Raw genomic sequence first — 16,205 nt, forward strand, 5'->3', positions numbered from 1 at the left:
TGGTCAGGGTTCGATGACGGTCGGGTGGGAGTCGGGATGTTCCGGCCACCAGGGGCGGAGTTCGGCGTTCTCGGCGATGGTGGTGCGGTAGGTGTCGATGAAGGCGCGGTGGATCAGGTCGAGCTCGGCCTGGTTGATGTTCTCGGGCCGGTAGCGCAGGACGCGGCGCCAGGAGATTGGTTGGCCGACGAGCGGGCGGATGACCGACCCTGGGATGTCGCGGACCGTAGGAGCGCACAGACTGATGCCGCGGCCCGCGGCGATCAACTGCTCGATTTCCGTGCCGTCGAGGTTGTAGTAGCGGAACTGCGGAGTGAACCCGAGCCGCTCGCAGGCATCGCGCAGTGAGGCGAGGTCACCGTCCTCCTTGCCGGCCGGCGGGCAGATCCAGACATCGTCGGCGAGGTCCGTCAAGGTGATGTCGGTGCGGTCGGCCAGGGGATGGTTGAGCGGTAGCGCCAGCGCGACGGGTTCGGGATGGACCATCGTCTGCTCCCGAACACCGGGCGGACACGGCGGTGCGTGGTCGTCGTCACAACGCCCGATCATCGCCACGTCCAAGATGTCGGCCGCGAGGAGATCGGTGAGAGTTGCGCAGGAGACATCGACCTGGGTGCTGAACTCCCGCTCCGGAAGCAAGTCTTCGAGTCGTGCGAGCCAGGCTCCGAACATCACGGTTCGCAGCGACCCGAGCCGCAAGGTCCTCGGCGCGTCGGTATAACGCCGGCTGCTGCCGAGCAGATCGTCCATGTCCGCGAGCATGGCCCGCGCGCGACCCAGGACATGCCGGCCGAGTGGAGTCGGGAGTACGCCGTACGGGCCACGTTCGAAGAGTGGGCCGCCGATTGTCTGCTCGATGCGGTGTAACTGAGCGGTCAGCGAAGGTTGCGAAACGCCGAGCGCAGCGGCCGCCCTGGACACGCTGCCGGTGTCCGACACCCGGCAGAGCACCCGCAGATGGCGCAGTTCCAACTCCATAGCGACCAGGCTATGCCCTAGTGGTATGTGCTCGCTAGTGCACATACCACCCCGCTTATTGACATCAGCAAGCATTCCGTACTCGCCCTCACATCGGAACGAGAAGGAACGTGGGGCGCGCTGGTGCGTAGCCTGCGTGGTGGGTTCTGCGAGGCTTTGGGGCGAGCCAGGGAAAGGTGGACTGATGGCGGTTTGGTTGCAGGCGGGGTTGTGGGGGCTGCTGGCGGGAGGTGCGCTGGTTGTCGGTGCGGCGATCGCCTGGTTCGCGCGGGTGCCACGGCAGGTCGTGGCCAGCATCATGGCGTTCGGTGCCGGGGTGCTCATCTCGGCCCTGGCCTTCGACCTGGTCGACGAGGCCGAATCGACCGGCGGCCTTCGTCCGACCGTCATCGGGTTCCTCGGCGGCGCGGCCGTGTACGTCGCGGCCAACGTCGTACTCGCCCGTCGTGGCGCGCGCCACCGCAAGCGGTCGGAGGACCAGCAGCCGTCCGAGTCCGAGCAGCAGGGGAGCGGTACGGCGATCGCGATCGGCGCCCTGCTCGACGGCATCCCGGAGTCGGTGGTGCTGGGGCTGTCCTTGCTCGGCGGTCACGGTGTCGGCGTCGCGGTCCTGGTCGCCATCTTCATCTCGAACCTTCCCGAAGGCTTGTCCAGTGCTGCCGGCATGAAGCACAGCGGACGCAGTGCGCGGTACGTCTTCGGTGTCTGGGTAGGCATCGCCGTGATCAGCGGCATTGCCGGCCTCCTCGGCGTCGTCTTCCTGGAAGGGGCTCAGCCGGCGACGGTTGCCGTCATCACCGCGGTCGCGGCCGGCGCCATCCTGGCGATGGTGGCCGACACGATGATCCCCGAGGCGTTCGAGCGCACGCACCTGTACACCGGCCTGATCGCGACCATCGGCTTCATGGTGTCGTTCACCGCCGAGCGCCTCTGATCAGAGAGCCGGAATTGGTCCTGGATCGGGTCCGGGAACTGGACCTTATCCGAGGACCGCTTCGCTGCCAGGGTGGTGGATACCACCACTTCCGGCAAGGAGCACCCCGATGACCACCACGACTCTCACCTTGGAACTACTGCACCCGGGCGAGCCTGGCTACGACGAGGCGCGGACGGTCTGGAACGCGATGATCGACCGGCGCCCGGCCGTGATCGCCCGCTGTCACAGCACCACCGACGTCGCCGCGGCCGTCCGGTTCGCCGCGGCCCGCGATCTGGAGGTCGGGGTGCGCTGCGGTGGCCACAACATCGCCGGACTCGCCGTCCCCGACGCCGGTCTGATGATCGACCTGACCCCGATGAACCAGGTCCGCATCGACCCCGACCAGCGACTCGCCCATGTCCAGGGCGGCGCACTTCTCGGCGAACTCGACCGCGCTGCCCAGCAACACGGCCTCGCCACCACCGCCGGGAACGTCTCCCACACCGGCGTCGGCGGTCTCACCCTGGGCGGCGGGATGGGCTGGCTGGCCCGCCAGTACGGCCTGGCCTGCGACAACGTCGTCTCCTACGAGCTGGTCACCGCGACCGGCGACGTCGTCACCGCGACCGCCACCCACAACGCCGACCTGTTCTGGGGTCTGCGCGGTGGCGGCGGCAACTTCGGCATCGTCACCTCGTTCGAGTTCCGCCTGCACCACATCGGCACCCGCACGCTGGTCGCCGACTTCACCTACCGCACCGACCAGGCTTTCGCCGTACTGCGTGCGTGGCGCGACCTGAATGCCACTGCACCCCGCCAGGCCACCTTCACCGCCGGCATCCGCGGTACCGAAGTCACCGCAGGGTTCGTGTGGGTCGGCGACCCCGCCGACTGCTCCGACTTGATCGAGGCCTTCCGCTCCCTCGGCACGGTCGTTGCCGAAAGCATCGAAGAGATGCCGTACCTGACCCTGCAGAGCCGGGACGACAGCGTCCAGGGCCACCGGTTCCGCCGGTACTGGAAAGGCCACTACTTCAAGTCCCTGCCCGACGAGGCCATCCACGCACTGCTGCGCAACCCAGGCATCGGCGCCAGCCTGCAAGCCTACGGCGGTGCCATCGCCGACATCGCCGACGAAGAGGCCGCCTTCAGCCACCGCGATACGCAGTTCGAGTTCGTCACCGCCACCCGCTGGCAGGACCCCGCCGACGACAGCGACCAGATCGCCACCGTGCGCGCGTACGCCGCCACCCTCGAGGCCTACGCGGGCGGCGCCTACCTGAACACCCTCAACGGCGAAAGCATCAACCGCGCCTTCCCGCCGGCCAAACTCGCGCGGCTCACCGAACTCAAGAACACCTACGACCCGGCCAACGTCTTCCACCTCAACCAGAACATCCGCCCCAGCGCCTAACAGACCGCGCTTCAGCCCTGCGCGTCAGAAGATCGCGTGCCAACCGGCAAGCGAACGATCGAGGCCTTCCCGGGAATGCCGGGAAGGCCTCGATCTGTTGGCGGTCAGAGGAGTTCGACGTAGCCGTCGGTGCCGTGGACGCGGATTCGCTGGCCGTCGCGGATCAGCCGGGTCGCTTGGTCCACACCCACGACAGCGGGCAGGCCGTACTCGCGGGCGATCACCGCGCCGTGCGTCATCGTGCCGCCCACTTCGGTCACCAGGCCCGTGATTCCGACGAACAGCGGCGACCAGCTCGGATCCGTGAACGCCGTGACCAGGATGTCGCCCTCGTCGAGTTCGGCCTTCGCCATGTCGAGGATGACGCGGGCCCGGCCTTCGATGGTTCCGGCGGACACCGGCAGACCGACCAGCGCACCCTCCGGTACGTCGTCGCGCCGGTACGCGCCCGAGATGGCCTCGCCGTCAGAGGTGAGGACTCGGGGTGGCGTGAGCGTCTGGTAGATCTCGAAAGCGTCCTTGCGTTCCTGGACGAGTTGAGTGTCGAGGTGCTCGGTGCGAGCGAGGTCGTGGAACTCCTGGAAGGTGAGGTAGAAGACGTCCTCCTTCTCCGGGAGCACCCCGGCCCGCACGAGGCGCTCGGCCTCTTGCAACAAGGCCAGCTTGTACACGTAGTACCGGCTGATGATGTTGTACTTCGGGTACTCGCGGTACCCGATGAAGGTGCGGACCCGGTCGATCATCCGCTGGGTCTCCTCGGCCTTCTGCTCCCCGTCGGGCAGCGCCCGCAGGCGTTCCAGCACGTCACGCTGCTTGTCCTCGGCCTGCTGCCGCCCCTGCTCGAACCGGCGCGCGGCGGCACCCGGCTCGAAGAGCTTCACGTTGTCGAGGATCAGCGGCACGAGCGTGGTCGGGCGCTCGCTCCACCGTGGCCTGGTGATGTCGATCTCTCCCGCGCAGCGCATGCCGTACCGGTCGAGGTACGCCTCGATCGCATCGCGCGCCGCGGTCCCGCCGTCGTACTTCGGCAACTCCGCCAGGAAGTCGTCGCTCTCGACGCGCTGGAGGAACGCCACCACCTCCGGGTACGGGCGGATCACGTCGGCGACGTCGAGCAGTGCCAGACCCATCTCCGAGGTGATGTTGTTCGGGGCGGACAGGGTGAGGGTGTCGGCCGCGTTCTTCTCGCCCAGCCACTCCTGCAGTTTGTCGTTGAGCCACCAGGTGGCCTCCATACCGGCCATGATCGCCTGCATGCTCAGCGGATCGGTGAGCACCCGCTTGTGCTCCTCGAAGGCCTCGAGGAGGAAGTCGAAGACCGCCGGCCCGGTCACCGTCGCGATGTCGCGGCGCAGGGCCGCGATGGAGGACTCGCTGCGCTCGATCAGCTCGGTGACGATCGCGGGATCGTTTTCGATCGGGGCCGGGGCCGCGCCACGGGGCATCGCGATTCCGCCGCCCGCCGGGCCGCCGGGAGCAACGTCGGGCACGGTCGGGATGAAATCGCCGCGGTCGAGCACTGTTTCCAGCGCATCCCGGATCAGCGGATCGCCTCTGCCGACGAGATCCAGGAAGGCGGTGCGGGCGGCCGGCGAGGTCAGTCGTGGGGTGGCGTCGACGAACAGCCTGCCGCCCGCCTCGAGCATCCGGGCCATGGACGTCAGGTTCCACACCGATAGACCGAGCGGCCTCATCGCGTCGGTCATCATCTGCTGGTGACCGACGGAGAGGAACACGTGGTTGCTCTGGTCACCCGTCTCCGGGATCGGGAACAAGGTGGTGATCGGCCGGCTCTGGACGATCTGGAAACCGTCGTCGACCAGGCACCACTCGATGTCCTGCGGACGGCCGAAGTGCGCTTCGATCCGCCGTCCGAGCTCCACCAGGCGCAGCACCTGCTCGTCCGTCAACGCCGGCTGCTCCTGCCGGTCGGGGTCGATCGCCTGGACCTGCGTCCCGCCGTCCGCCGCGGGCTGCACGGCCAGGTGCTTGGCGGCGATCGTCTTCTCGACGACCTCACCCTCGCGCACCTTGTACACGTCGGGGTTCACCAGGCCGGAAACCAGCGCCTCGCCGAGGCCGAAGCCGGCGTCCACCGCGGCGATCTTCCGGTTACCGGTGACGGGATCCGCCGTGAAGAGGATGCCCGACGCCTGCGGGAAGACCATCTGCTGGACGACCACGGCCATGTGGACCTTGTGGTGGTCGAAGCCGTTGCGGAGCCGGTACGTCACGGCGCGCTCGGTGAACAGCGACGCCCAGCACCGCCGTACATGTTGCAGGATCGCCTCCGCGCCGACGACGTTCAGGTACGTGTCCTGCTGTCCTGCGAAGGACGCGGTCGGCAGGTCTTCCGCGGTCGCGCTGGACCGGACGGCGTACGGCGAATGCTCACCGGCCCGGGTGAGCGCGCGGGTCACCTCCGCCGCCACCTCGTCGGGCACGGCGAACTCTTCGATCGTCTGCCGGATCTCCGCACTCAGCGCGCGAATCGCCTCGAAGTTGTCCACGGCAACCAACGCCAGCTCGGCGAGCCGGTCGTCGATCGACGGAGCCTGCGCCAGGAACCGTTCGAAGGCGTCCGTCGTCACGCAGAACCCGGCCGGCACCCGGACGCCCTCGATGCGCGACAGCTCGCCGAGCTGCGCACCTTTGCCGCCGGCAACCATCACCTGCGTCGCGTCGAGCGCCTGAAGTTCCAGCACGTACTGCGGATTCACTCGCATCCAACTCCCCATCTTTTGCACGGCCAACAGGTGTTCGGTCGGCCATCATGAAGCATCACCCCGCCCTTGCCGCAAGCCCACCAGTACGCTATAACCTGTAAATGCAAGGAGACTCCTCTCCTTGCTTTTTTGTTGCCCACTGACCCGAGGGGTGGGCTGTCAGCCAGTCGGCCTCACATGACCGGCCGCTGGGCCGTTGTAGCCGTATGAAGCGAGTCGTGGATCTCAAAGTTCTGTACTTCGGTACGCCGGTGGTGCTGGTCAGTTCTCGCAATCCCGACGGCAGCACGAATCTCGGGCCGATGTCGTCGGCCTGGTGGCTGGATCGCAGCGCGATGCTCGGGATGAGCAGTAGCTCGCAGACGGTCAAGAACCTGGTCGAGCGACCCGAGTGCATCCTCAACCTGGTCGAGCCCGCGATGGTCGCGGCGCTCGACCGGATCGCGTTGCTGACCGGATCGGAGACGATGTCGGCGGCCAAGCGAAGCCGCGGCTACCGGTACGAACCCGACAAGTTCGCCGCCGGGGGACTGACCAGAGAGCCCGGTGGTGCTGTCGAGCTCGACGCGGTGGCGGAGAGTCCGATCACGCTCGAGGGCCGGATCGTGGCGATCCACGGCATAGGCGGCAGCGACTCGAATCTGCGGGCGTTGGAGATGGCGGTCGAGCGGGTCAACGTCCGGGAGGACCTGCTGCTGGAGCAGCATCAGAACCACATTGACCCGCTGCGCTGGGACCCGCTGATCATGAAGTTCACGGAGTACTTCGGCGGGGGTCGGCCGGCGTACCCGTCGTCACTGGCCCGCGGCTGGGACATGCCGCCGCTGCAGGTGCTCGCAGACTGAGCTCAGGGTTGGTGGCGGTGGCTGATCGGGCCTTTGGTGGTCAAGGCGGACAGTTCGGCGAGGACGGTGCGGCGTCGCAGTACGGGCGTGGCGCCGGCGGCTGCGTGGCTCATCCCGTCGACGGTCTCGCGCAGTACGTCGAGTGCGTCGAAAGTCGGTGACCAACCGAGCTCGCGCGCTGCCCGGGAGCTGTCCAGGGCCGGCGCGGCGCAACCCAGGTCGAGCCAGCCCGGGGACACGGCCTGCAGACGCAGGTGCCAGGCGGCCGCCATTGCTGCACGTAGTACGCGGGCAGGCGTTGGGATCCAGCGCGCGCCGAGTGCCTCTGCGATGGTCGCTGCCGAGGCCGGCTCCGCCGCGGCCAGGTTGAACGCTCCGGCTGCTCGCCGGTCCAGGACGCGGACGATCGCGTCGGCGACATCGTCGGCGTGCACCATCGCGATCGTCATCCCGTCGGGGAACGGCAGCACCGGGACCGCGCCGAGAGTCTTCGCCGGCACCAGAACGGGAACGCCGTACCGGAGTAGCGCGCTACCAGCCGCGCGCTGGCCGATGATGCCGGGGCGCAACCGCGTCAGCACGGGCACATCCGCCGATCGCTCGAACGCGTCGAGGAGCTTCTCGGCTGCTGCCTTGTGACGGCTGTACGACGACGTCGGTACGCCGTCGACCGGCCAGTCCTCCGTGACCGGAGCAGTGTCCCGTTTGGGTGAGTAGGCGCCCACGGAAGACATGTGTACGACGTGGCCGACCGCGGCCGCCGTACAAGCGTCGAGGACCCGCTGGGTCCCGCCGACACCCACAGCCTCCAAATAGTCGACCTGGTGGGACGGCTGGAACGCCCACGCCAGATGCACCACCGCGTCCGCGCCGCGGAACGCCTGCCGAAGGGCCGATCCGCCGTCCGGGTCGGTCAGGTCGACCGAGATCCACCGGGGTCCGTCGATCGACGCGTAGTCAGGGATCCGCCGAGCCAACCCGACGACGTCGTGCTCGCCGTCCGCGCGCAGCCGACGGATCAAGGCACTGCCGACGTTGCCGCTGGCACCGGTGACAACAACTCGCATCCCCATCTGGCGCCAGTTCCCCGCAGAGACCGGTCTCAACCGGTTTCCGGCGAGTCCCGCTGGGTACCCGGCGGACGCTCGACGCCGGCAAGTTGGGGCGAAGGGAGGGGCACGGTGGGACCGGATCGGCGCGTCTCGGTGGTGGTGATCACCTACAACAGACGCGATGAGCTCGACGCGGCCCTTCACCGGCTGGAACGGCTGCCGGAACAGCCCTGTGTCGTCGTGGTCGACAACGGATCCGCGGACGGCACGGCCGACATGGTCCTCAGCCGGCACCCGCGAATCAGGCTGATCAGCCTGGAACGCAACCTCGGAGCCGTCGGCCGCAACATCGGTGTCGCGACGGTGGATACGCCTTATGTCGCGTTCTGTGACGACGATACGTACTACGAACCGGGCGCGCTCTCGTTGGCGGCGGACCTGCTGGACGAGCACCCGACGCTCGCAGTGGTCACCGCGTCGATCCTGGTCGAGCCCGGCGGCACTCTCGATGCGATCTGCAGCGAGATGGCGCAGAGCCCGCTGAGGCGACCTGCCGGCATCCCTGGCCATCCGTTGCTGAGCTTCCTCGCGGGGGTATCCGTCGTACGGCGGGAGGCGTTCGTGGCGGCGGGTGGTTTCTCGGCTCGCCTCTGGCTCGGCGGAGAAGAAGAACTTCTCGCCTCCGACCTGGCTCGCGCAGGCTGGGCCATGTCCTACGTGTCGGAGGTGGTCGCCCACCACCAGGCGTCGAAGCTTCGCGATCCCCACCTGCGCCGACGGCACGGCATTCGCAACACCTTGTGGTTCACCTGGCTCCGCAGGCCCCTGCGCAGTGCGCTCGTCCGAACCGCCCGGCATCTGGCTCGCGTACCGCGCGACCGGATCAGCCTGTACGCCGTTGCCGAGGCGCTTCGAGGTCTGCCGTGGGTTCTCCGCGAGCGCAACGTCGTGCCCGCCGAGGTCGAGCGGGGCTACCGGTTGCTCGATCACATGCAACTCACCAGCAAGGCGCGCAGGTACGTCTCGTGACGATACGACCGTGAAAGGAGTGCCGATGGGCGACGGCGAGGGCCTCGTCACTGTCGTGGTGGTGAGCCGCAACCGGAAGTCCGAGCTGTTGCAGACGCTCGGTCACCATCCGTCGCCGGTCATCCTGATCGACAACGGATCGACCGACGGGACGGCCGATGCGGTCGAGCACGTCCATCCGGCCGTCCGGGTGGTCCGGCTCGGCAGCAACCACGGCGCGACGGCGCGAAACCTGGGGGTCGCGCTGGCCACCACGCCGTACGTCGCGTTCGCCGATGACGACTCCTGGTGGGAACCGGGCGCCCTCGACACGGCCGCCCGCATCCTCGACAAGCAACCGGAAATCGGTCTGCTCGCGGCGCGGATCCTGCTCGGTCCGGAGAACAGACCAGATCCGGTCTGCGACCTGATGGCGAACTCGCCCTTGCGCCCCGAGCCGGGCGGGTACGCTAAACCGATCTTGGGCTTCGTCGCGTGTGCCGCGGTGGTCCGGCGGGACGCCTTCCTTATCTCGCAGGGCTACGATCCGGTCGTTTTCTTCGGCGGGGAGGAGGAGCGGCTTGCACTCGACCTGGCGGCCGGCGGGTGGGAGCTCTGCTACGAGCCGGACCTCGTCGTCCACCATCATCCGTCATTGTCGCGCGGCAAAGCCCGCGATCGCGACGTGCTGATCCTGCGCAATCGGTTGCTGACAGCAACGATGCGCCGACCCTTGTCGGTCGTCCTGCGTCAGGCGCTACGTGCCTCACGCTCCGGCACCGCCGGCCTGCGCGCCGTCCTGACCGCCGTACCACGACTCCCGGCCGCATTGGCCGCACGCCGCCCGATCCCGCCCGACCTCGAACACCGCCTCACCCTGCTGGAAACCTGGCAGTCCGCCGGAGCCTTCCAGCGCTGAGAGGCATTCTTTCGTGACGCCGAACAGGGGCGCCGAGCAACGAAGACTGCGCGGTGGGCGTGGATGTTTGTGGGTACTTGGGGTGAGTGAGCAACGATGCGGCGGTGCCGATCGAGGCGGTGCAGGTCGGAGCAGGGCGGTTCCTGCTCGCGGCCGAGGCGATCGCTGCCGGTGCGCTGTTCGCGGTCGGTGACCAGACGTTCCGGGTGGTGTCCGAGCCGGTCCCGGTAGGCGGTGCGACGTACCTCGCCAACATCACCGCGACCCAGGGTCCCCGGGCCGGCCGCTTGATCACCGCGGCGTTGCAGGTCGGGCGGCAGGTGCGCGGGCCGGGTTGATCGTCGATCGCTCGCGCACGTCTGGCGACCACGTGTAGGCCGAGGCGATCTGGGTACCGCGACGCGGCGTGGCGGAAGGTCTACGACCGCAAGTTCGTGGCGCTGGCCGGCGGGTACCAGCCGAAGACGCCGCAGAGCCGTCCGTTCTCCTGCGCTGATCAGTAGCTGACCTATACGGACGTGCGCGGGAACCGCTTCGGCAGCTGGCCGGCTCAGCTGTCCTTCAGCGGCGGGCGCGAGCGGGGCGTATGCGGCGGACGAGGCGGTAGGCGCCGAAGGCCGCGGCTATCCACGGACCGCCGACGATGAGGAGGTCGAGGGGCTGGTGCACGAGGTCCGCGCGTTGCTGACCGCGGCGGGAGCGTAGGCCGTGGTACTTGAGCTCCGCGATGATTCCGGTCTCGGTGATCGGGTTGGCCGGGCGGCGGGAGGCGAAGGTGCGGAGCGTGCTGGCTTTCGCGTCGATCCGATCGGCCGCCATCAGGAGCAGCCAGTGGGCCGCACGGCCTTCGCTGTAGCGGCGATAGGCGAGTTTGCGGATCGCGCCGGCGGCTCCATGCGGTGGGCAGGACGTGCCGAACACCGGAGTGAGAAAGGCGTGCTCGTTCGACCGCTCCCGTGGCCACTTCTCCGGTTGGCGCTCGGGGAAGTCCCACACCGCGCCGTACGGGTGTGGATCCAGCCGCTCCATCGGTACTGCGGGGCGGTGGCGCGGGTTCAGGTCCGCTCCCCAGCCGGGGATGCGGGCGCGCAGTTCGTCGCTGCTCTCGGCCATCGGTGGCCGTTGCTGGGTGTAGGTCATGCGCGGGGCTCCGATCGGATCAGGCGGCGGACGGGACGATGAGTGGCTTGATGCAGCCGTCGAGCTTGGCGGAGAACAGGTGGTACCCCTCGGCGATGTGTTCGAGCGGGATGCGGTGGGTGACCAGTTCGCGAGGCTTGAGGTAGCCGTTGCGGACGTGCTCGAACAACCGCGGCCACTGTCGCTTCACCGGGCACTGGTTCATCCGCAGCGTGAGGCCCTTGTTCATCGCGTCGCCGAACTTGACCGCACTGAACATCGGCCCATAGGCGCCCATCACGGACACCGTGCCGCCCTTGCGGACCGAGTCGATCGCCCAGTTCAGCGCGATGGGGGAGCCGCCCTGCAGTTTCAGCTTCGCGGAGGTGATGTGCTGCAGCAGATTGCCGTCGGCCTCGGCGCCGACCGCGTCGATGGCGACGTCGGCGCCGAGGTGGTCGGTGAGCTTCTTCATCAGTACGACGATGTCCGCGTGCTCGGTGAAGTTGTAGGTCTCCGCATGGGCGAACGAGCGCGCCTTGGCCAGCCGGTAGTCCAGGTGGTCGATGACGATGACGCGGCCGGCGCCCATCAGCCAGGCCGACGCCGCGGCCGACAGTCCGACCGGTCCCGCGCCGAAGACGACCACGACGTCGCCCTCGACGATGTCGCCCAGCTGGGCGCCGAAGTAGCCGGTGGCCACGGCGTCGGTGAGCAGTACCGCGTCCTCGTCGTCCATCCAGTCGGGGATCAGCTCAGGCCCGACGTCGGCGAACGGCACTCGGACGTACTCCGCCTGCCCGCCGTCGTAGCCGCCGCAGGTATGGGAGTAGCCGTAGATGCCGCCGACCGCGGTCGCGTTCGGATTGACGTTGTGGCAGTTCGCGTACAGGCCGCGGGCACAGAAGTAGCAGGTGCCGCAGAAGATGTTGAACGGCACCATCACCCGGTCGCCGGGCTGCAGGGTGCGCACCGACGGCCCGACCTCGTCCACCACCCCGATGAACTCGTGCCCGAACGTCATCCCGACCCGGGTGTCGGGCATCATGCCGTGGTACAGATGCAGGTCCGAGCCGCAGATGGCGGCCCTGGTGACCTTGACGATCGCGTCGTTCGGATGCTCGATCACCGGCCGCCGCTTGTCCTCGACCCGGATCCGGTAAGGCCCTCGATAGACCATCGCGCGCATCGGCTGCTCCCTTCGCGAAAAGGCCTAGGTGCCCAGCGTCGGCCCGGCGAAACGGCGACACCCGCCGCGTTTCTGGACCCATTGGCGTTTCGTGGCCCATGCCGGGGGAACCGACGCCGTGCCCCGGCCTTTGTGGGCGGGCCGAACCGGTGAGGAGGCTGGCATGTCCGGTGTGCGGAAGGTGGATGCGGCTGGTTTCTGGGAGAACGGCTGGACGATCGTTCGCGGGGTCTACACCGCGGACGACGTGCAGAGGTTGCGCGACGCGGCGTACTGGTCGCGGAAGCATTTCGGCGGTGACCTGCTGGCCAATCCGCGGTTGCGCGAGGTGCTGACGGACGGGAATTTCGTCGAGATCGCGCGTCGCATTCTCGGCGACGACAAGATCGTGTACTGCGGCGACAGCGCTTTCACGGTGAACGGTGTGCAGCGTGGATTCCACAAGGACAATGCGGACCGGGTCGATCCGAAAGCGCCGGACTGGAACGGGCGCTACACGATTTTGCGATTCGGCGTCTACCTGCAGGATCACTACCGTCATACCGGCGGTCTGAATCTGCGGCACCGGTCGCACAACACCCCGGACCTCATCGTGGGCAAGAACGTCTACGTGCGGACCCGGCCCGGCGACGTCGCGGTCTGGAGTCTGCGGACGACTCACAGCGGCAACGCCACGTTGCTCAGATTCCCCAAGTCCTACGCGGCTTTGCCGCATCAGCACGACAAGTTCCCCAGCTGGCTGGTCGCGCCCCGCGACGGCGACAGGATCGCGTTGTTCGCGGCACTCGGTCTCGACGACGCCCACATGAGCCGGTATGTCGATTACCTGAAGACGCGCAAATACATGTGCGACATCTGGCGTCGCAGCCATTACGACGAATCCGCACTGTCCGCTGCCGAACAGGCCGGCCTCATCGTGCGCAATGTCCCGGCCGAGATCGAGAACGACCCGAACGTCGGTCGCAACGTCGACTACGTCGCTCTCCCGTATTAGCGATTCGCCGGCGCCCTCGCCGAACTCCTGATGCCGCACCCGGTCGTTCACCCGGTACGGCGAACTGTCGCTCGCCGGCGCCTGGGCCGTGCCGGTCTCGCAGGTGTCGCAATTGCCACAGGGTTCGGCGAGTTCGTCTCCGAAGTAGGAGAGCAGGAACTGGCGTCGGCAGCCGCGCGTCTCGGCGTACTCCCGCATCATTCGATCCGAACCGTCAACACCCCTCGCTGCTGAGGGGGCGTACGGGTACCCGCGCAGCACTCCCTCATGCGACAACCTGGGTCACCCACCAGCGCAGCTTCCTCACGACGCCGGTGGCTCGTGCTCTAGGGTCGGGACTGTCTGATGTGAAGGCAGTTGGGGGGAGCGGGCATGGCGAGTCCGCTGGTCGGGACCAAGTTGTACGTGCCTCAGGCGCGGCACGTCGTGGTGCCGCGGCCGCGGTTGGACGAGCGGTTGAGCGAGAACCCGCGGCTGACGCTGATCTCTGGGCCGGCCGGATTCGGCAAGACGACTCTCCTGGCGGCATGGGCGCGCGGCGCGGCAGCAGCGGGCCGACGGATCGCGTGGGTGTCGCTGGAGGAGAGCGAGCAGGAGCCCGCGTCCTTCTGGACCTATGTCGTCACTGCGCTCGACGCGGCGGCGCCGGGCGTTGGCCTCGGCGTACTGCCTCTCCTGCGAGCTCCGCAGCCACAGCTGAAGTCGATCCTCGCCACGTTGCTCAACGAGCTTGCAGCCGTGGCGGACGGCGTCGACCTGGTCCTGGACGACTATCACCTCGCCGACAATCCACAGATCGCGACCGACGTCGCGTTCCTGCTCGAGCACCTTCCGCCTCAGGTGCATCTGGTGATCAGCACCCGCGCCGACCCTGCGCTTCCGCTCGCCCGGCTGCGAGCGCGAGGGGAGTTGGTGGAGATCCGCGCGGCCGACCTGCGGTTCACGGTGGACGAAATCACGGCGTACCTGAACGGTGTTTTCGACCTCGACCTCGACCCCGCCGAGATCGCCACGCTGGAAGGCCGGACCGAGGGCTGGATCGCGGCTTTGCAATTGGCTGCGCTGTCACTGCAGGGACGCGCGGACGCAGCCGGGTTCATCGCGGGCTTCGCGGGGGATGACCGGTATGTCGTCGACTACCTCGTCGAGGAGGTCCTGAGCCGCCAGCCCGAGGCTGTCCGGACCTTCCTGCTGAAGACCTCGATCCTCGACCGGCTCACCGGGTCCCTCTGCGACGCCGTCACCGGGGGCACCGACGGCAAGGCCGTGCTCGAATCCTTGGAGCGGTCGAACCTGTTCGTCATCCGCCTCGACGACAGCCGCCGCTGGTATCGCTACCACCACCTTTTCGCCGAGGTCCTCCGAGCGCACCTCGCCGAAGAGCGGCCAGACGAGATCGCCCATCTCCACAAGAGCGCCGCCGAGTGGTACGGCTCAACCGGCGAACCAGTGCCCGCTGTCCGGCACGCACTGGCAGCCGGAGACATCGAGCAGGCAGCGGACCTCGTGGAGCGCTCGGCCATCGAGCTGCTGCGGCAGCGTCAAGAGGCGACGGTGCGAAGCTGGCTGGACGACATTCCGTACGACGTGGTGCTCCGCCGCCCCGTCCTCGCGCTGGGTTTCATCGGCGCGCTGATGTCGCGAGGCGACTTCGAGACCGTCGAGGACCGCCTGGAAGATCTCGAACGACTACTGGCCGCTCCGCCGGCGAATGTGGTGGTGCTCGACCAGGCCGAGTTGGCGCGGCTGCCAGGGGCGATCGAGACCTACCGGGCAGCCCTCGCCCTCGTCGCGAACGACCCGGCCGGCACCGTCGCCCACGCCGACCTGGCGATCGCCAAAGCCGCGCCCGGAGACGATCTCACCGTCGCGGCCGCATCGGCGCTCGCCGGCCTTGCCTCGTGGGGAAGCGGCGACCTGGAAGCGGCTCACCACGGCTACTCGATCGCCGTGAAAGGCCTGGAACGCGCCGGCAACATCTCCGACGTCCTCGGCTGCTCGATCACCTTGGGAGACCTCCGGATCACCCAAGGCCGGCTCGATGATGCCGCGCGCACCTATGAGGACGCACTCCGCCTAGCCGCCGCTCACGAGGTCGACGGGCCGCTGCGCGGAACGGCCGACATGCTCGTCGGCTTGAGCCAACTCGCCTTCGAGCGCAACGATCTCGCGGCGTCGGCGGCGTACCTGGAGCGCGTCGACGCGTTGGGGGAGCGCCTCGGTCTGCCCCAGTTCCCCTACCGATGGCGGGTCGCGCGCGCTCGGCTACGACTGGCCGAGGGAGACCTGTCCGGGGCCGTGGCGCTGCTCGACGAGGCCGAGCGCGTGTACGTCGGTGACTACTCGCCGAACGTGCAACCCATCCCGGCCCAGCGTGCGCGAGTTCTTCTCGCGCAAGGCCACATCGACGAGGCTCTCCACTGGGCCCAGCATCTCGATCCGCACGACGAACTGGCCTACGTCCGCGAGTACGAGCACATCACCCTCGCCCGGATCCTGCTGCACCAGCAGTCGACCGCCCGTACTGCGTACAGCCTGCTCGAACGTCTCCGGATCGCCGCCGAGCAGGGCGGACGATTCGGCAGCTTGATCGAGATCCTCACCCTGCAAGCGCTCGCGCACGAGGCGCCGGCGCCACTGGAGCAGGCACTGCGATTGGCCGAGCCGGAAGACTACGTCCGGATCTTCATCGGCGAGGGACGACCGATCGCACCGCTACTCGAAGTGCTGATCCGGCAACACCCGTCGTGGACCTACCCGCAGCGCCTGCGAGCAGCGCTCGACCCTGGGCATCGACCTGTCGACCAGGGCCTCCCCGGCCAGTTGAGCGAACGCGAGTACGACGTACTGCGCCTGCTCGCCACCGACCTCGACGGGCCCGAGATCTCGCGCCGGCTCTACATCTCGCTCAACACCTTCCGGACGCACACGAAGAACATCTACGCCAAGCTCGGCGTCAACACCCGGCGTACGGCGGTCACCCGGGCCACCGAGCTCGGGCTGCTCTGACAGCACGATCACCACCCAGCTCACCAGATGATG

General features: G+C 68.1%; 13 protein-coding genes and 1 pseudogene. 8 read left to right on the forward strand and 6 right to left on the reverse strand.

Features of this window, described 5'->3' with window-relative positions; genetic code table 11:
* Nucleotides 1-3: 3 nt before the first annotated feature.
* A complete protein-coding gene (locus tag DIZ26_RS03985) occupies nt 4-978 on the reverse strand; it encodes a LysR family transcriptional regulator (protein WP_232828131.1) in 975 nt (324 codons plus the stop codon).
* A gap of 184 nt (nt 979-1,162) precedes the next feature.
* On the opposite strand from DIZ26_RS03985, the gene DIZ26_RS03990 reads away from it, so the two are divergent.
* Nucleotides 1,163-1,912: a ZIP family metal transporter gene (locus tag DIZ26_RS03990; RefSeq protein ID WP_112237825.1), complete on the forward strand. Its 750-nt coding sequence runs from the start codon at nt 1,163-1,165 to the stop codon at nt 1,910-1,912.
* Between the two features lie 109 nt (nt 1,913-2,021).
* Nucleotides 2,022-3,311, forward strand: a complete 1,290-nt coding sequence (locus tag DIZ26_RS03995) for an FAD-binding oxidoreductase (RefSeq protein WP_112237827.1) — start codon at nt 2,022-2,024, stop codon at nt 3,309-3,311.
* Nucleotides 3,312-3,415: 104 nt separating this feature from the next.
* Here the strand turns inward: DIZ26_RS03995 and rph are convergent, their stop codons facing one another.
* Nucleotides 3,416-6,037, reverse strand: a complete 2,622-nt coding sequence (rph, locus tag DIZ26_RS04000; RefSeq protein WP_112237829.1) for a rifamycin-inactivating phosphotransferase — start codon at nt 6,035-6,037, stop codon at nt 3,416-3,418.
* 218 nt (nt 6,038-6,255) lie between these two features.
* Here rph and DIZ26_RS04005 point away from each other — a divergent pair, with 218 nt between their 5' ends.
* Nucleotides 6,256-6,882 (forward strand): flavin reductase family protein, encoded by a 627-nt coding sequence (locus DIZ26_RS04005; RefSeq protein ID WP_232828132.1) that lies wholly within the window; start codon nt 6,256-6,258, stop codon nt 6,880-6,882.
* A 2-nt stretch (nt 6,883-6,884) separates the two neighbouring features.
* On the opposite strand, the gene DIZ26_RS04010 is transcribed toward DIZ26_RS04005, so the two are convergent.
* Nucleotides 6,885-7,955: an NAD-dependent epimerase/dehydratase family protein gene (locus tag DIZ26_RS04010; protein ID WP_232828133.1), complete on the reverse strand. Its 1,071-nt coding sequence runs from the start codon at nt 7,953-7,955 to the stop codon at nt 6,885-6,887.
* A 108-nt stretch (nt 7,956-8,063) separates the two neighbouring features.
* Between DIZ26_RS04010 and DIZ26_RS04015 the strand changes: the two genes are divergently transcribed.
* From DIZ26_RS04015 to DIZ26_RS04025, 3 genes are all read left to right on the forward strand, one after another.
* Entirely contained in the window at nt 8,064-8,963 is a 900-nt protein-coding gene (locus DIZ26_RS04015) for a glycosyltransferase family 2 protein (protein WP_112237833.1), read from the forward strand.
* Nucleotides 8,964-8,988: 25 nt separating this feature from the next.
* Nucleotides 8,989-9,861 (forward strand): glycosyltransferase family 2 protein, encoded by an 873-nt coding sequence (locus DIZ26_RS04020; protein ID WP_112237835.1) that lies wholly within the window; start codon nt 8,989-8,991, stop codon nt 9,859-9,861.
* Nucleotides 9,862-9,947: 86 nt separating this feature from the next.
* The gene (locus DIZ26_RS04025) at nt 9,948-10,199 is read left to right on the forward strand and encodes a hypothetical protein (protein ID WP_112237837.1); all 252 of its coding nucleotides are present in this window, start codon (nt 9,948-9,950) and stop codon (nt 10,197-10,199) included.
* Nucleotides 10,200-10,422: 223 nt separating this feature from the next.
* Here DIZ26_RS04025 and DIZ26_RS04030 read toward each other — a convergent pair whose 3' ends face one another.
* Nucleotides 10,423-11,001, reverse strand: coding sequence for a hypothetical protein (locus DIZ26_RS04030; RefSeq protein WP_112237839.1), 579 nt, complete (start codon nt 10,999-11,001; stop codon nt 10,423-10,425).
* A 19-nt stretch (nt 11,002-11,020) separates the two neighbouring features.
* Entirely contained in the window at nt 11,021-12,169 is a 1,149-nt protein-coding gene (locus DIZ26_RS04035) for a zinc-dependent alcohol dehydrogenase (RefSeq protein WP_112237841.1), read from the reverse strand.
* A gap of 163 nt (nt 12,170-12,332) precedes the next feature.
* Here DIZ26_RS04035 and DIZ26_RS04040 point away from each other — a divergent pair, with 163 nt between their 5' ends.
* Nucleotides 12,333-13,163, forward strand: a complete 831-nt coding sequence (locus tag DIZ26_RS04040) for a phytanoyl-CoA dioxygenase family protein (protein ID WP_112237843.1) — start codon at nt 12,333-12,335, stop codon at nt 13,161-13,163.
* A gap of 108 nt (nt 13,164-13,271) precedes the next feature.
* Here the strand turns inward: DIZ26_RS04040 and DIZ26_RS38540 are convergent.
* Nucleotides 13,272-13,364: pseudogene (locus DIZ26_RS38540) on the reverse strand (RecQ family zinc-binding domain-containing protein); the annotation flags it as partial.
* A 171-nt stretch (nt 13,365-13,535) separates the two neighbouring features.
* Between DIZ26_RS38540 and DIZ26_RS04050 the strand changes: the two are divergent.
* Nucleotides 13,536-16,172, forward strand: a complete 2,637-nt coding sequence (locus DIZ26_RS04050) for a LuxR C-terminal-related transcriptional regulator (protein ID WP_112237844.1) — start codon at nt 13,536-13,538, stop codon at nt 16,170-16,172.
* The last annotated feature ends 33 nt before the right edge of the window (nt 16,173-16,205 follow it).

This window comes from Kribbella monticola (assembly GCF_003261635.1).
Classification (GTDB): domain Bacteria; phylum Actinomycetota; class Actinomycetes; order Propionibacteriales; family Kribbellaceae; genus Kribbella; species Kribbella monticola.

What these genes read in the sequence shown, in the direction of transcription:
- DIZ26_RS03985 (WP_232828131.1), bottom strand. Translation starts at nt 978, where the DNA reads ATGGAGTTGGAACTGCGCCATCTGCGGGTGCTCTGCCGGGTGTCGGAC.
- DIZ26_RS03990 (WP_112237825.1), top strand. Translation starts at nt 1,163, where the DNA reads ATGGCGGTTTGGTTGCAGGCGGGGTTGTGGGGGCTGCTGGCGGGAGGT.
- DIZ26_RS03995 (WP_112237827.1), top strand. Translation starts at nt 2,022, where the DNA reads ATGACCACCACGACTCTCACCTTGGAACTACTGCACCCGGGCGAGCCT.
- rph (WP_112237829.1), bottom strand. Translation starts at nt 6,037, where the DNA reads ATGCGAGTGAATCCGCAGTACGTGCTGGAACTTCAGGCGCTCGACGCG.
- DIZ26_RS04010 (WP_232828133.1), bottom strand. Translation starts at nt 7,955, where the DNA reads ATGGGGATGCGAGTTGTTGTCACCGGTGCCAGCGGCAACGTCGGCAGT.
- DIZ26_RS04020 (WP_112237835.1), top strand. Translation starts at nt 8,989, where the DNA reads ATGGGCGACGGCGAGGGCCTCGTCACTGTCGTGGTGGTGAGCCGCAAC.
- DIZ26_RS04030 (WP_112237839.1), bottom strand. Translation starts at nt 11,001, where the DNA reads ATGACCTACACCCAGCAACGGCCACCGATGGCCGAGAGCAGCGACGAA.
- DIZ26_RS04035 (WP_112237841.1), bottom strand. Translation starts at nt 12,169, where the DNA reads ATGCGCGCGATGGTCTATCGAGGGCCTTACCGGATCCGGGTCGAGGAC.
- DIZ26_RS04040 (WP_112237843.1), top strand. Translation starts at nt 12,333, where the DNA reads ATGTCCGGTGTGCGGAAGGTGGATGCGGCTGGTTTCTGGGAGAACGGC.
- DIZ26_RS04050 (WP_112237844.1), top strand. Translation starts at nt 13,536, where the DNA reads ATGGCGAGTCCGCTGGTCGGGACCAAGTTGTACGTGCCTCAGGCGCGG.